The organism is Dactylosporangium sp. NPDC051485 (assembly GCF_040682015.1).
GTDB lineage: Bacteria > Actinomycetota > Actinomycetes > Mycobacteriales > Micromonosporaceae > Dactylosporangium.
The window spans coordinates 1-13,254 of record NZ_JBFAZW010000015.1 but is presented as its reverse complement, the minus strand read 5'-3'; the positions used below and the strand labels follow the sequence as shown (position 1 = coordinate 13,254).

Here is a 13,254-nt window from a genome sequence, read left to right as displayed (position 1 = left end):
CTGATAGTGGAGCAGTCATCCGTGATGCACCAGAACCGCTCAGCGCGACACGAAAGCCAGAGGTATGAGCATGGCCTCCACTTCCCTTCCCGGCGGCACCTGGACACTGGGAGACCTGACCGTCACCCGGTTCGGCTACGGCGCCATGCAGCTCGCCGGCCCCTGGGTCATGGGACCGCCGGCCGACCACGACGGCGCACTCGCCGTCCTCCGCGAGGCCGTCGAGCTCGGCATCACCCACATCGACACCGCCGACGCCTACGGGCCGCATGTCACCAACCAGCTGATCCGGGAGGCGCTGCACCCGTACCCCGAGTCGCTGCACATCGCGACCAAGGTCGGCGCGAACCGCGACCAGCAGGGCGGCTGGCCCCCGGCCCGTGACCCGGAAAGCCTGCGCCGCTCTGTGCACGACAACCTCGAGAACCTCGGTCTCGACGTGCTCGACCTGGTCAACCTCCGGCTCGGCAATGCTGAGGGACCCCAGCCAGGTTCGGTCGCCGAGGCGCTCGAGACGCTCGTCGAACTCCAGCAGCAGGGCCTGATCCGGCACCTCGGACTGAGCAACGCGACGCCGGAACAGGTCGCCGAGGTGCAGACGATCGCCCCGATCGTGTGCGTGCAGAACATGTACAACCTCGCGCACCGCCAGGACGACGAACTGATCGACGCGCTCGCCGACCAGGGCATCGCCTACGTGCCGTTCTTCCCGCTCGGCGGCTTCAACCCGCTGCAGTCCTCGGCGCTCTCGACAGTAGCCGCCCGGCTGGAGGCAACACCGATGTCTGTCGCCCTGGCCTGGCTGCTGCAGCGTTCACCGAACATCCTGCTGATCCCCGGCACCTCGTCCACGACACACCTGCGCGAGAACATCGCCGGCGCGGGACTTTCGCTCTCCGACGACGACCATGCCGAGCTGGACAAGATCGGCCGCTAACGCAACATCCGCCGGCCTGGCCTTGCCATGTTCGGCCGACTCACCGGACATCAGGCCACCCGAAGCCCCGGCCCGGTCAGATGAGGACGGCATAGGCTACCCGCCGACCCGAGGACGTCGAAGGCGACCTCGGGCGGCATCCTCGCCGACCTACCCGGCCCCGAGGAAACGCACTCAACTGCCGCGATGCGCGCTCGCCGGCCGTCCACTCGCGGAGTCGGTCTTCGGAGGTTCACGCCGCCGCTCGGCGAGCCGACCTGGCGCCGTGGATGCCGCCGTCACACCGAGTCCTAGACCTGGGAGTATGTGGTTGCTACCGTGCCCCGCCCGGTCCAGACGCGGGGCCGTGGTTTGACATCGGCGTGTTCGGGCCCGGCCGGAGCCGCCACACCCCCGCCCACAGTGCGTCGCGCCTTTGGGTGTCTCCCGAGCGGGTCGTACTGCGGCAAGTTTCGATATTTGCAGGACTCGACGTTCGTAGGCTGTTGGCTCAGTTGAATGGGAGGGCCACGTCACAGACCAGATCGCTGGGCGTGGCCGTGTCGGGGTCGGTGGGGTAGCCGTACACCTCTCGGGGTGGCGCAACGACGGTGTGGCCGTGGTCGTGTACCCAGCGTCGAACCACCGAGAATGCCGTGATGGCGGACTCCGGACGAGCCCTGCAGATGCTGAACCAGCTGCACGAACTGGGCGTACGCCTGTCCATCGACGACTTCGGGATGGAGTACTCGTCGCTGGGGCGGTTGAAGGACCTCCCGGTCCACGAGTTGAAGATCGACCGGTCGTTCGTCTCCGCCGTGCGAGCCAGGGGCAAGGAGCTCGCCATCGCCCGCTCCATCATCGAGCTCGGGCACAGCCTCGGCCTCGAGGTCGTCGCCGAGGGCGTCGAGGACCAGGAGACCTGGACGGAGCTGGAACTGCTCGGCTGCGACATCCTGCAAGGCTTCTACATCGCCAAGCCGATGCCGGCCGACAACATGCTGGGCTGGCTGGCCACGTGGCCACGACCACGCGGCCTCGCTGCCGTAGGCACGGGTGACAGTCAGCGCGCGAGGACACCCATGTTGAACGGCGCCGGGCACGGTTCAGTGTTCTTCCCGGAACGTGTTTCGTGGGCGTATCGAAAAATGCATACGCCAGTGCAACGGTCTTCCGTCTTCAGTGGAGGCATGAACCACAGCGCACCATCGTCAGCGCCAGGTTTGTCGACTGGGAAAGGACCGTGATCATGGACTCGGATTCGGTACAGGGCATCGACCGGCGGCGGCTGTTCAGATGGGGCGGACTGGCGGCCGCCGGCGTGGTGGCGGCCGGCGCGCCTCTGGTGAACGCCGGGCTCGGCCACGCCGACTCGATCCCAACCGCCTCGTCCGGGCACGACCAGATCCCGCCGGACACCCTGCCCGGCGGTGCCTACGACCGGTACGTGGCGCAGCTGGCCGCCGAGGGCAAGTTCTCCGGCGTGGTGCTGCTGTCGCACCGGGGCCGGACGGTGCTGTCCCGCAGCTACGGCATGGCCGACCGGGAGAAAGGGATCCCCAACCGCGAGGGCACCGCGTTCAGCCTCAGTTCGGCGGGCAAGCCGTTTCACGCGGTGGCCATCTTGCAGCTGGCCCAGCAGGGCAAGCTGCGGCTGTCGGACACGGTGGGCGCCCACCTGACCGGCTTCGCCAACGACATCGCCGAGCAGGTCAACATCCACCACCTGCTGTCCGGCACTTCCGGGCTGGACAGCCCGGTTGAGGACGTGCAACGCGTCTTCCAGAGCCGGGACGAGGTGCACGAGTACTACGAGCAGCGGGCCCGACAGGCGAAACTGGTGGGCGTCCCGGGCACTCCCGGCACCGCCCACGCGGAGGCGGAGGTCACCATTTCCGCGCTGATCGTGGAGGCCGTGGCCGGCACGACGTACTGGGACTACGTCCAGGGGAACATCTTCAAGCGCTGCGGCATGACCGGCTCGGCGTTCTACACCCGGCCGCAGTGGCTCACCGACAAGCACATCGCGCACCCGTACATGAAGCTGGCCAACGGCAGCGTGGTGGACGCCCTCCGCAACCTGGACCAGGGCAGCCCGTACCTGTACATACTCGGCAAGAACCCGGGCCGCGCCTTCATCGATGCCCCCGGGGACGGCGGCTTTGCCACCGCGCCGGATCTGGTCCGGTTCGCCAACGCGCTTCGCGACGGCACGCTGCTCGAGCGGCCCTGGGCCGACGTGCTCCTCGGGGCCAAGATCCCCCACGGGCCGGCGTCGTTCGGTGCGTACGGGCTCGCGATCGACATCGTCAATGGCCAGTGGGAGTACCAGCGTGCCGGTGGAAACCCCGGTGTCGGCGCCAACTGGAGCATCTACCCGTACACCGGCTGGGTCGCCGTCACCCTCGTCAACCGCGACACCGACAGCCTAGTGGACCTCCTCGAGCAGCAGACGCAGGCCATCACCGGGGCCCCGGCCGGTGGCGGGGCGGGTGGCTGAGGGGTGGGCGAGGATTCCGCGTATCGCGAGCGTATCCAAACGTGCATACGTCACCGCAACGGCCCTCCGTCTCTCATGAGGGCATGAACCGCAGCGCAGCCATGAAACGGCAGACTCCGCTGACAACCCGATCACCGCCAAATCTGTCGTACTTCCACCTGGACGCGAATCGCATCCGAAACAAGCCTTCAGCGGCGCTCCATGACATATGTCATGACCGCGCTGCGCGAATCGCATCGAGAACTGATTACCGGTGCGACTGCCGTGCGTGAGTACACCCGGAAAGGATGGGGGCGTGACACAGAACGATTTCCTCATCGCGCCCTCCGCGTCGGACGCGGGCTCCAGAATCGCCGAAGCCGGAAAACGGCTCCGTGGCCCCCGACCTGTCCCGCCGGGCGTCGAGTACCACCGTGTTCTCGCCGGCGACAAGCGCCGTATCGGGCGCGGCGTGCTCGCGCTCATCCTGCTGCTGTTCGGCCTGTTCGGCTTCGGCGGCATCATCGGATATGCCGGTGGGCAGATCGACCTGCACGTGTTCGGCCGCCACAACCTCATCGCCGGCGGCACCGAATACACGCCGATCATGCAGCTCGGCAACCTCGTGTCGATCGCGCTGCTCATCCCTTGGAGTATGTGCATCCAGCGCTGGCTCTACGGCGTGCCGGGAGCCTCGTTGCATTCGGTGCTCTCGAGGCTGCGCCGTGCCCGTATCGGTCGCGCTGTGATGATCCTGCTGCCGGTCTGGGCCGTCTACCTGACGGTGTTCACGGCGCTCTCGCCGTACAAGGTGATGGACTGGGCCGTGTCCGACCTGCTCTGGCTGTTCGCGATCACGCTCGTCCTCCAGCCGCTACAAGCCGCGGGTGAGGAGTACGGATTCCGCGGGCTTGCGTTCCGGGTTGCTGCGAGCTGGGGCCGGGGACCGCGCACCGCGCTCGTGATCGGCATCACCGTCTCGAGCATCCTGTTCGCCATCATTCATGGATCCACCGACATGTGGCTGAACATCTACTACCTCACGCTGGGCATCACCTGGTCGCTGATCACCTGGCGCACCGGCGGACTCGAGACCTCGATCGTGATCCACGCCGTGAACAACACGCTCGGGCTTGCGCTGATGCTCGTGATGCACAGCGACCCCGTCTCCGGCGGTGACCGCTCGTCGGGCGTCGGCTCGGCCATCTTCCTGATGCCGTGCGTGCTGATGGCGATCATCACCGCGGCGATCTGGTTCCGCACCCGTCGTACCGGCCCCGCGCGCACCCCCTGGCCCGAGGCGTCCGCTTTTGCGGTGTATGCGCCGAAGGCACAATGAGTGGCATGAGCGACTGGCCCGTGGTCAGCGCACGACGGTTCGAGACCTTCGTGCGCTGGTCCACGTACGCCGTCGTCACCACCCCGATTGTCACGCTGCTCAGCGGCCTGTTCGGGTCGGGGCTCCCCGTCGGCGAGCACCTCGTCACGATCATCGTGGCGACGGTGCTCGCCGTCCTGCTCGTCGTCGGCAACGTCCTCGTGAGCCGGCGCAGCGTCGACATCGTTGTCGGGCAGGAGCGCCGCCTGCCCGCGGCCGGCGTCGTCGCGTGGGCGGCGGTGCTCGTCGTGACGGTCGCAGCGCTCCTCACCATCCCGGCGCCCGCGACGGGCGTCACGGTCGCCGCGGCGGTCGGATCGGCAGCCGCGAGCCTCGTGCCGGTGCTCGGCGCACGCCGCACGCTGGCGCTGAATGCCGGCATCATCGCGCTGGCGATTCCGTTCGCCGCGCTCGTCGGCCTCCCGCTGCTCATCGTGAGCGTGCTGATCGTCAGCGTGGGGCTGTGGGCGGGCTGGTCGAGCGTGTGGACGCTGCGGGTGCTGAACGAGCTGCAGAGCGTGCACGAGGACCGGGCCGCGCTCGCCCTGGCCAACGAGCGGCTGCGCATCTCCCGCGATCTGCACGACGTCTTCGGCCGTACCCTCGCCACCATCGCGGTGAAGAGTGAGCTCTCCTCGGAACTCATGCGCCGCGGGCGCGTCGAGCGCGCCGCTGACGAGATGGCCGAGGTCCGCCGGCTCGCTGGGGAGGCCGGAGCCGAGGTGCGCCGGGTAGTCCGCGGGGAGTTGCAGACCACCTGGCAGGCGGAGCTCGATGGTGCCCAGTCGCTGCTCGGTTCCGCAGGCATTCAGTGCATGGTCACCGGTGACCCCGTTCCTGCCGGAGCCGCCGACGCGCTGGCCTGGGTCGTGCGCGAGGGTGTCACGAACATGCTGCGCCATTCCACGGCCACCCGGGTCACGATCGCCACCGCCGTCGAGGACGGCGAGGCCCAGCTCACCATCACGAACGACGGCGCTGGAACCGCGCCGCCGGGTTCCGCCGACCCGAATGCCGGAACCGGACTGCGCGCGATGTCCGAGCGCATCCGCGCGCTCGGCGGGCGGGCGGAGACGCGGCGTGACGGAGACTGGTTCCTGGTCGACGCAGTCGTCCCGCTCACAGAGGGAGAGAGTCCATGATCCGCATTCTCGTCGCCGACGATGAGCATCTCATCCGCGACGCGATCGCGGGGCTCCTCGACCTCGAGGACGACCTCGAGGTCGTCGGCCACGCCGCGTCGGGCGACGAGGCGCTCGCCGCCGCACTGCGCCTGCGGCCGGACGTGGCCCTGCTCGACCTGCAGATGCCCGCGCCGGACGGCATCGAGGTCGCCCGCCGGCTCACGGTCGAGCTGCCCGATTGCCGGGCCATCATCGTCACCTCGCACGGCCGCCCCGGCTACCTCAAGTCCGCACTCGCCGCCGGCGTTCGCGGGTTCCTGCCGAAGACGGTGTCGTCACGCACACTCGCACAGGTGGTGCGCAAGGTCGCCGGGGGCGGACGCCACGTCGACCCCGAACTCGCCGCCGAGGCAATCGGCGCCGGCGACTCGCCCCTCACACCCCGCGAGGCCGACGTGCTCGCCCTCGCCCGCGACGGCGCACCCGTCAGCGAGATCGCCCGGCGCGTCTCCCTCTCCCCCGGACACCGTACGCGACTATCTCGCCGCCGCCATCGCCAAGCTGCACGCCGCCAACCGCCACGAGGCCGCCCGTATCGCTGCCGAACACGGCTGGATCTCATGACGGCGGCCGGAGGCGAGCGTGGATAGGAAACCGGGGTTGAGCGTTCGCGTCAAACTCACCCTCAGCTACGCCGGATTCCTCATGCTTGCCGGCGCGCTGCTGCTCGCGACGGTGTGGGTGTTCCTCCTGCGTTACGTCCCCGACCGTGCGCTCCTCCTCCCCGGCTCCGGTGACATCCCCGCTGAGGGTGTTTTTCCCGTCCGATCCAGCCTCCTGCACGCATTCGCTCCGAGGGCCGCCGCCGTGTTGACATTCCTGCTGGCGTTCAGCCTCGTCGGAGGATGGATCCTCGCCGGCCGGATGCTCGCACCACTCACACAGATCACGGATGCGGCCCGGCTGGCCGGGAACGGGTCGCTGTCCCACCGGATCCGCATGAAGGGCCGCCAGGACGAATTCCGTGAACTCTCCGACGCGTTCGACTCGATGCTCGAACAACTCGAGTCCCACGTCGCCGAGCAGCAGAGGTTCGCCGCGAACGCCTCCCACGAACTGCGCACCCCGCTGGCGATCTCGCGGACGCTCCTCGACGTCGCCCGCAAGGACCCCACGCGGGACCGGGACGAACTCATCGAACGCCTGCGCGCTGTCAATACGCGGGCGATCGACCTCACCGAGGCCCTCCTGCTGCTCAGCCGCGGCGACCGCGGAGGCTTCACCCGCGAGCGCGTCGAACTCTCCCTCATCGCCGAAGAAGCCGCCGAAACACTGCTTCCCCTCGCCGAACAGCGCCGGATCACGCTCGACGTTACCGGCGGGGCGGCCCAGACCAGCGGCTCCGCTGAGCTCCTGCTGCGGATGGTGACGAACCTCGTCCAGAACGCCATCGTCCACAACCTCCCCGCCGGCGGCATCGTGACGGTCCACACCGAGGCGCACGGCGACACGAGCGTGCTGCGGGTCGAGAACACGGGACGCCGGCTCCCACCGGAACTGGTACCGACCCTCACCGAACCCTTCCAGCGCGGAACCGAACGCGTACGCACCGACGAGCACGCCGGTGTCGGCCTCGGCCTGGCCATCGTGCACAGCATCGTCCGCGCCCACGACGGGACCCTCGATCTCGCCCCCAGCCCCAACGGCGGTCTCCTCGTCACGGTCCGGCTTCCCGGCACGCCGTAGACACGACCGAGCTGAGGGCCCCTCGTGCAGCGCTACCAGTAGTGGCGCCGCCCGCCGACCGGCCGGCCGTCCCGCAGCAGGGTGGCGGCGAGCGCGAGGGCGGCCGCCCCGCCGGCGACGGCCCAGCCGGCGCTGCTGACGGTCCAGTTGCCGTAGTCGCCGCCGAAGGCGTACGGGAACACCGGAACGTGCCGTTCCAGCGGCCGGACGAGGGCCCAGGCGGTGACCGCCGGAACGACGGTCACCGCCCACCGCTGGCCCGGGGTGGCCTCACCGGCCGCGCGGCGCCGGGTGACCCAGGCGGCCGCGACCGCCGCGGCGGCCAGGCCCTGGGCGAACACCGCCCAGGGGTGGCCGTAGAGCTCGGCCCGGGCCCACCAGACGGCTGCGGCCCAGGCGGCCAGCAGCACGGCGATACCGCTTCCGCGGGCGGCCGTGCGCCAGGCCAGGCCCCGGGGTGCCGGGTCGACGACGGCGGCCGCCGGTTCGTCGAGACACCAGCCGACCGCGCCGGCGAGCAGCCCGACGGCCGTGCCCTGCAGGGGCCAGAGCGTCCAGTTGTCGTACCGCACCGCCTCGAACAGCCCGAACAGCAGCAGCGAGGCGATCGCGACCAGGGTCCACGGGACCGCCCGGGCGGCGTAGCGCAGCATCAGCCGCCGGCCCCCGCGATCGGGTTGGCGACCGCCTCGGGCAGGCCGAGCGTCATCGTGAGCACGAGCGCCAGCACCGCGACGGCGACGGCGGCACCGATCACCAGGCGCAGCCGGGCCCGGTCGGACTCCGGGTCGTGGTAGAGCGCGCCGAGAACGCCGAGTGCGCACACCGCGAGCAGGTAGGCGATCCATGCCTCAGGCGAGCCGGGCAGCGCCATCCAGTGCCCGGTGCCGGTGTTCCAGCCGATCGGGCCGTACCAGTACGTCCATGGCCAGACCACCCGCCAGTGCCACGTCGCCTGGAAGTTGCCCTGCATGAGGATCGTGACCAGCACGACCAGCACGACCGCAAGCGGCGTCACCCCGCGGCCGGGCAGCCAGCGGGCCAGGAACAGTCCGAGGATCGGGCCGCTCACCGCCGGCACCACGCCGAGCGCGAACATCACGGCGAAGACGTGGCCGTCGGTCATGGGCCCGAACGGGACGGTCGACGGCGCGGGTGGATGGATGTGGTACTGCGCCAGGGCCGCGGCGTACCACAGCAGCGCGACGCCGAGGGGCACGACCGCGGCCGCCGCCAGGGCCAGGGTCCGGGTGCGCTCGGGCACGGCGACCGACCCGGCGGCGGCCGCGGCCCGGTCGGATCGCCGGGCCAGGCTGGCCATGACGATGAGGCCGAGGACGCCGAGCAGGGCGGACGGGGCGACCATGCCCATGACCGAGGACGAGTAGTCGCCGGCGCCGTTGGTCGCGTCCGGGTTGAGGAAGTCGGCCACGCAGAGGGCGACGAGCAGGGCCGCGCCGAGCCAGAAGAGCTTGGCGACGAGGTAGTGGCGGATCTCCTGCCGGGCCAGGACGCCGAGCATCGAGGTGGCGGGGGGTCGGGCGGTCGTGGTCATGCCGCGGCTCCTTCGGCAGTGGCGCTTCTGAGCAGGAGGTAGGCGTCCTCGACCGTCGGCTCGACGGCCGAGGCGCCGGGTCCGGGCCGCCCGCCGACGGACCGGATGAGCCCGGTCCCGGTCTTCCAGGTCTGCACGGCGCCGGGGTTGGCGGTGGCGCCCTGGTGCACGCGGCCGGCAGCGCTGGCGAGCAGCTCCGGCACGCTGCCGTCGAAGCGGACCCGGCCGCCGTCCAGCACGACGACGCGGTCGCACAGCGCCGACACGTCCTCGGTCTGGTGGGTCGAGATCAGCACGGTGCCCGGCCGGCCGGAGAGCAGGCCGCGCAGCGACGCCCGCTGCTCGGGGTCCAGCCCGGTGGTGGGCTCGTCGAGGATCAGCAGCGCGGGGTCGCCGAGCAGCGCCTGGGCGATCGCCAGGCGCCGCCGCTGCCCGCCGGACAGCGCGCGCACCTTGACCGTGGCCCGATCGGCCAGGCCGACCAGGGCGAGCACCCGGCGTACCTCCGCGTGCCTTTGCTCGGTGTCGCCCCACTCCTTGAGCACAGCGATGTAGTCGAGGAACCCGAACGAGGTCATGCCGCGGGGAAAGGTCACCTCCTGCGGCAGGTAGCCGATCCGGCGGCGGGCCGCGGTGCGCTCGGCCTGGGAGCCGGTGACCTCGTGCCCGGCCACGGCGACCGTGCCGGTGCTCGGGGCCAGGGCGCTGGACAGGATGCGCAGCAGCGTCGTCTTGCCCGCGCCGTTGGGCCCGAGCAGGCCGATCACGCCGGCGTCGAGGCGCAGCGTGGTCGGGTGCAGCGCGGCCGTACGGCCGAATGTCTTGGAAACGGCGTCCAGGGTGGCGGTCATCGGGCGACCCTCCGGGCGTGTCGGGAGTTGGTGAGGTGGACGAGCACGAGGCCGAGGACGGCCACGGCGAGGGCGAACCCGGCCTGGCCGGCGGCGGTGGCGACGGCGCCGATGCCGCCGGTCCCGGCGGCGGCCGCCGCGGCGACGAGCCAGCCGGCGCCGACGACCGCGCTGGCGATCCGGGCGGTGAGCCAGGTCAGCAGGATCAGCGTGGCGACGGTGAGCGCCAGCCCCGGCAGCAGCCAGATGGCGAAGTAGCCGTGCAGGGCCGGCACGACCAGGGCGACCGCCACGGTCAGCGGGACCGCCGCGGTGAGCGCGGCGACGGTGCGCAGCAGCGCCAGGCGCAGCTTGGAGAAGGGTGTGGTACCAGTGACCTCGCGGAACGGGTCGGTGGCGTCGTACGTCGCCACCACGGCCAGCATCGGGACCAGCGGCGCGAGCACGAGGAACAGCGCCGGCGGCCCGCCGGGCAGGTGCACCGGCGCCATGGCGGTCACGACAGCGCACAGGACGGCGGCGCCGACCGCGACCGACCAGGACAGCAGCAGGTCGCGGGCGGCACCCACGACGACCAGGTCAGTCTCCGGGACGCCGAGGCGGGCGAGGATTCGGTACGGCCAGGGCCGCCGCGGCCGGGTGATCTCCGCGTGCACCGCCCGCCAGAGCGACTCCACGTCCCGCACCAGCGCGCGGGCGGCCCCGCGGCACTGCGGGCAGGACGTCACGTGCTGCTCCACGGCCGCCTCGGCCACCGGGTCGAGCCGCCCGTCCGCGTAGCGCCGCCAGGTCGGCTCGTCGACGTGCCAGCTCATGCCAGTCCCCCCATCAGCAGCTGCCGCATCCGGGCCTTGGCCAGGCGCACCCGGCTCTTCACGGTCCCCTGCGGCACCCCGAGCAGCAGCGCGGCTTCCTTGGTACTGAGCCCGTCGAGCACGGTCACCTGCAGCGCCTGGCGCAGCTCCGGCGACAGCCCGCGCAGCGCCGCCGCGAGGTCGCCGTGCTCGACCGCGACCAGCAGCTCGTCCTCGGCGCTGCGCAGGCTGGGCGACAGGGCGGCGATCACCTGCTGGGTGACCGGCGTCGCGCCCTGCCGCTGCCGCAGCCGCGACACGAGCTGCCGGATCGCGATGCCCCACAGCCACGCGCCGACGTCACCGTCGCCGCGATAGCGCCCGGCGTTACGCCACACGGCGACGAATGTGTCCTGCACCGCCGAGGCGGCCAGTTCCTCGTCGGGCGTGCGCCGCCGCAACCGCAGCAGCAGCCAGGCCGAGTGCCGCCCGATCAGCTCCCGCAGCGCCCCTTCGTCACCGGCGCCGACCCGCGCCAGCAGGTCGGCGTCGCTCGGCGGTGGCTCTTCCATGCCCCCACTGTCGCGGGCACCACCCGGATCGGATCACCGTCCACCCGACCATTTTTCTACGCCCGTCCCCGGCCTGCAGGCCGCTGAGGGCGATCCAGCGTGCCGGTAGGCGGGCGGCCAGGTCGTGCAGATCTTGGGAGGATTGCGCGTCGTTGGGTTCAGGCGCTTTCGGCGGTGATGTGCAACGGGTCGTCGAGGAAGGCGGCGAAGCCGAGCTCTGCGGCTCCCAGCAGGGCCGCGTCCTGGCCGAGGATGCCGGGCCGCAGGTCTGTCGGCCGTCGGGTGTCAGGCGTGGTGTGATGGGCGATCCTCGCGTGTACCTGTTCTGCGGCGCCGGCGTATACGTAGCGCAGCGTGCCGTCGAGGATGACGACCTGTGGGCGGATGAGGGTGATCAGGTTGGCGATGGCGATGCCGAGCCAGTCGCCTGCGATGGCGAGAGCTTTCGCGGCCGTTTGGTCGCCTGCCGCAGCGTCACGCACCATCGCCGGGACAGCGTCGCGATGGCCGGCCTCGGGGTCACGTCCCGCGGCCGCCAGCAGGGCGTCTCGGCCGAGTTTGGTGTCGAGGCAACCGAGTGAGCCGCATGAGCATGGTCGTCCGTGCTGTGGGTCGACCAGCATATGGCCGATGGCGGGCGTCTGTCCGTCGTGGCGGCCGAGGTTCGCGCCGTCAACAACGATGCCACCGTCCACGCTGTCGCCGCCCTGCAGGTAGACGACGTCGCGGAAACCGGCGCCGGCGCCTCGTTCTCGCTCAGCGACGGCGGCCAGCTGGGCCCGGCGACCGACAGCGACCGGTCGTCCCAGCAGGCGTTGCAGGTCGGTCCCAATGGTCGTGGGTTCTGCGCCGAGCGCGGCTCCCATTCCTACGCACGCGGAGCCCGGCGTGGCTGACTGCTGTATCTGCTGGCTGAGTTCCGCAAGGACGTCACACATGTCCCGGCCGCCGGGGCGCGTGGGCGTGTCGGCTTCGCGGCGGTCCAGCAGTTGCCCGCCGAGGCCGACTCGGGCGGCTACCGGCCGGTCTGTTCCGATGTCGAAGGCCAGGACGTGGGCACGCTCCGGTCGCGGGCGGACGACCAACGACGGGCGCCCAGCCCCTGAGCGGGCGGCCGCATGCTGGTGCTCAAGTAGGCCCGCGGCGGCAAGTTCCCTAGTCAGGGCCATGATCGTGCTGCGGTTGACGCCCATCTGGCGGGCCAGAGCAGCGCGGGACATCGGACCGCTGCGATGCACATGCTTGAGCAGGGTACCCAGGCTCGGCCGGGACCGGCTCATGCTCGCCGGCCGTCGGGCTCGGGCTGCGACCGGGTGGCGCCGACCACCTGGGCCGTCTCCGCCGGGCCGGTGAACAGGTGGGTGTGCAACCCGAGGCGTTCAGCGGCGTGTACGTTCTCGGCGCGGTCGTCGATGAACAGCACGCGGTCGGGGGCCAGCCCGAGTTCGTGGCAGCACCTGAGGTACGCGTCGGCGTCCGGTTTCGCCCGGCCGATGCGGCAGGAGAAGGCGACGAGGTCGGTGTGTTTGGCCGATGGGGACTGGTGCCGGGCGATGACACCGAACAGGTCGAACAGGATGAGGTCGGGCATGTCGATCACACCTTGTGGACGATGGTGCCGGCGGCGGTGAGGGCGTTCGTGTGCTCGTCGTCCGCGTCGTCGGTGGTGACGACCATGCTGAGGGCGGAGACGGGCGTGACGTAGGCCAGGGCCGTGCGGGAGAACTTGGCCGGTTCGGCGGCCGCGATGATGCGGTGGGCGGATGCGATGATCGCGCGTTTGATCGCGGCGTCGGCGAGGTCGTAGGCGGTCATCCCGGCCGGGGTCAGCCCGCAGCA

Annotated in this window: 13 protein-coding genes and 2 pseudogenes; 7 read left to right on the top strand and 8 right to left on the bottom strand. The window is 71.0% G+C overall.

The genetic code is table 11. The features are described 5' to 3' along the window. Nucleotides 1-70: 70 nt before the first annotated feature. The 7 genes and pseudogenes from AB0M46_RS10980 (at nt 71) to AB0M46_RS10950 (ending at nt 7,643) form a co-directional block, all read left to right on the top strand. Complete coding sequence (locus tag AB0M46_RS10980; RefSeq protein ID WP_363334732.1) at nt 71-937, top strand: aldo/keto reductase family oxidoreductase; 867 nt, start codon at nt 71-73, stop codon at nt 935-937. Nucleotides 938-1,527: 590 nt separating this feature from the next. Next, nucleotides 1,528-2,163 carry an EAL domain-containing protein gene (locus tag AB0M46_RS10975; protein ID WP_363334730.1) on the top strand — a complete coding sequence of 212 codons (636 nt, stop codon included), beginning with the start codon at nt 1,528-1,530 and terminating at the stop codon, nt 2,161-2,163. Between the two features lie 2 nt (nt 2,164-2,165). Further along, nucleotides 2,166-3,416, top strand: a complete 1,251-nt coding sequence (locus AB0M46_RS10970; RefSeq protein WP_363334728.1) for a serine hydrolase domain-containing protein — start codon at nt 2,166-2,168, stop codon at nt 3,414-3,416. Between the two features lie 295 nt (nt 3,417-3,711). Continuing rightward, the gene (locus AB0M46_RS10965; RefSeq protein ID WP_363334726.1) at nt 3,712-4,734 is read left to right on the top strand and encodes a CPBP family intramembrane glutamic endopeptidase; all 1,023 of its coding nucleotides are present in this window, start codon (nt 3,712-3,714) and stop codon (nt 4,732-4,734) included. A gap of 5 nt (nt 4,735-4,739) precedes the next feature. Next, nucleotides 4,740-5,915 carry a histidine kinase gene (locus AB0M46_RS10960; RefSeq protein ID WP_363334724.1) on the top strand — a complete coding sequence of 392 codons (1,176 nt, stop codon included), beginning with the start codon at nt 4,740-4,742 and terminating at the stop codon, nt 5,913-5,915. Continuing rightward, a pseudogene (locus AB0M46_RS10955) lies at nt 5,912-6,521 on the top strand (response regulator transcription factor). Before AB0M46_RS10960 ends, AB0M46_RS10955 begins: the two are co-directional and overlap by 4 nt. A 36-nt stretch (nt 6,522-6,557) precedes the next feature. Continuing rightward, nucleotides 6,558-7,643 (top strand): HAMP domain-containing sensor histidine kinase, encoded by a 1,086-nt coding sequence (locus tag AB0M46_RS10950; protein ID WP_363334722.1) that lies wholly within the window; start codon nt 6,558-6,560, stop codon nt 7,641-7,643. A gap of 32 nt (nt 7,644-7,675) precedes the next feature. Here AB0M46_RS10950 and AB0M46_RS10945 read toward each other — a convergent pair whose 3' ends face one another. From AB0M46_RS10945 to AB0M46_RS10910, 8 genes and pseudogenes are all read right to left on the bottom strand, one after another. Further along, nucleotides 7,676-8,296 (bottom strand): hypothetical protein, encoded by a 621-nt coding sequence (locus tag AB0M46_RS10945; protein WP_363334720.1) that lies wholly within the window; start codon nt 8,294-8,296, stop codon nt 7,676-7,678. Further along, nucleotides 8,296-9,198, bottom strand: a complete 903-nt coding sequence (locus tag AB0M46_RS10940) for a hypothetical protein (protein ID WP_363334718.1) — start codon at nt 9,196-9,198, stop codon at nt 8,296-8,298. The genes AB0M46_RS10945 and AB0M46_RS10940 overlap by 1 nt, the downstream gene beginning before the upstream one ends. Beyond that, nucleotides 9,195-10,049, bottom strand: a complete 855-nt coding sequence (locus AB0M46_RS10935) for an ATP-binding cassette domain-containing protein (RefSeq protein WP_363334716.1) — start codon at nt 10,047-10,049, stop codon at nt 9,195-9,197. Before AB0M46_RS10935 ends, AB0M46_RS10940 begins: the two co-directional genes overlap by 4 nt. After that, nucleotides 10,046-10,864: a zf-HC2 domain-containing protein gene (locus tag AB0M46_RS10930; protein ID WP_363334714.1), complete on the bottom strand. Its 819-nt coding sequence runs from the start codon at nt 10,862-10,864 to the stop codon at nt 10,046-10,048. The genes AB0M46_RS10935 and AB0M46_RS10930 overlap by 4 nt, the downstream gene beginning before the upstream one ends. After that, the gene (locus tag AB0M46_RS10925; protein WP_363334712.1) at nt 10,861-11,415 is read right to left on the bottom strand and encodes an RNA polymerase sigma factor; all 555 of its coding nucleotides are present in this window, start codon (nt 11,413-11,415) and stop codon (nt 10,861-10,863) included. The genes AB0M46_RS10930 and AB0M46_RS10925 overlap by 4 nt, the downstream gene beginning before the upstream one ends. 158 nt (nt 11,416-11,573) lie before the next feature. Next, nucleotides 11,574-12,695: an ROK family transcriptional regulator gene (locus tag AB0M46_RS10920; protein WP_363334710.1), complete on the bottom strand. Its 1,122-nt coding sequence runs from the start codon at nt 12,693-12,695 to the stop codon at nt 11,574-11,576. Beyond that, entirely contained in the window at nt 12,692-13,006 is a 315-nt protein-coding gene (locus AB0M46_RS10915; protein ID WP_363334708.1) for an HAD-IA family hydrolase, read from the bottom strand. Before AB0M46_RS10915 ends, AB0M46_RS10920 begins: the two co-directional genes overlap by 4 nt. 5 nt (nt 13,007-13,011) lie before the next feature. Continuing rightward, nucleotides 13,012-13,254: pseudogene (locus AB0M46_RS10910) on the bottom strand (decarboxylase); the annotation flags it as partial.

What these genes read in the sequence shown, in the direction of transcription:
- AB0M46_RS10980 (WP_363334732.1), top strand. Translation starts at nt 71, where the DNA reads ATGGCCTCCACTTCCCTTCCCGGCGGCACCTGGACACTGGGAGACCTG.
- AB0M46_RS10920 (WP_363334710.1), bottom strand. Translation starts at nt 12,695, where the DNA reads ATGAGCCGGTCCCGGCCGAGCCTGGGTACCCTGCTCAAGCATGTGCAT.
- AB0M46_RS10925 (WP_363334712.1), bottom strand. Translation starts at nt 11,415, where the DNA reads ATGGAAGAGCCACCGCCGAGCGACGCCGACCTGCTGGCGCGGGTCGGC.
- AB0M46_RS10915 (WP_363334708.1), bottom strand. Translation starts at nt 13,006, where the DNA reads ATGCCCGACCTCATCCTGTTCGACCTGTTCGGTGTCATCGCCCGGCAC.
- AB0M46_RS10970 (WP_363334728.1), top strand. Translation starts at nt 2,166, where the DNA reads ATGGACTCGGATTCGGTACAGGGCATCGACCGGCGGCGGCTGTTCAGA.
- AB0M46_RS10935 (WP_363334716.1), bottom strand. Translation starts at nt 10,049, where the DNA reads ATGACCGCCACCCTGGACGCCGTTTCCAAGACATTCGGCCGTACGGCC.
- AB0M46_RS10945 (WP_363334720.1), bottom strand. Translation starts at nt 8,296, where the DNA reads ATGCTGCGCTACGCCGCCCGGGCGGTCCCGTGGACCCTGGTCGCGATC.
- AB0M46_RS10940 (WP_363334718.1), bottom strand. Translation starts at nt 9,198, where the DNA reads ATGACCACGACCGCCCGACCCCCCGCCACCTCGATGCTCGGCGTCCTG.
- AB0M46_RS10930 (WP_363334714.1), bottom strand. Translation starts at nt 10,864, where the DNA reads ATGAGCTGGCACGTCGACGAGCCGACCTGGCGGCGCTACGCGGACGGG.
- AB0M46_RS10960 (WP_363334724.1), top strand. Translation starts at nt 4,740, where the DNA reads ATGAGCGACTGGCCCGTGGTCAGCGCACGACGGTTCGAGACCTTCGTG.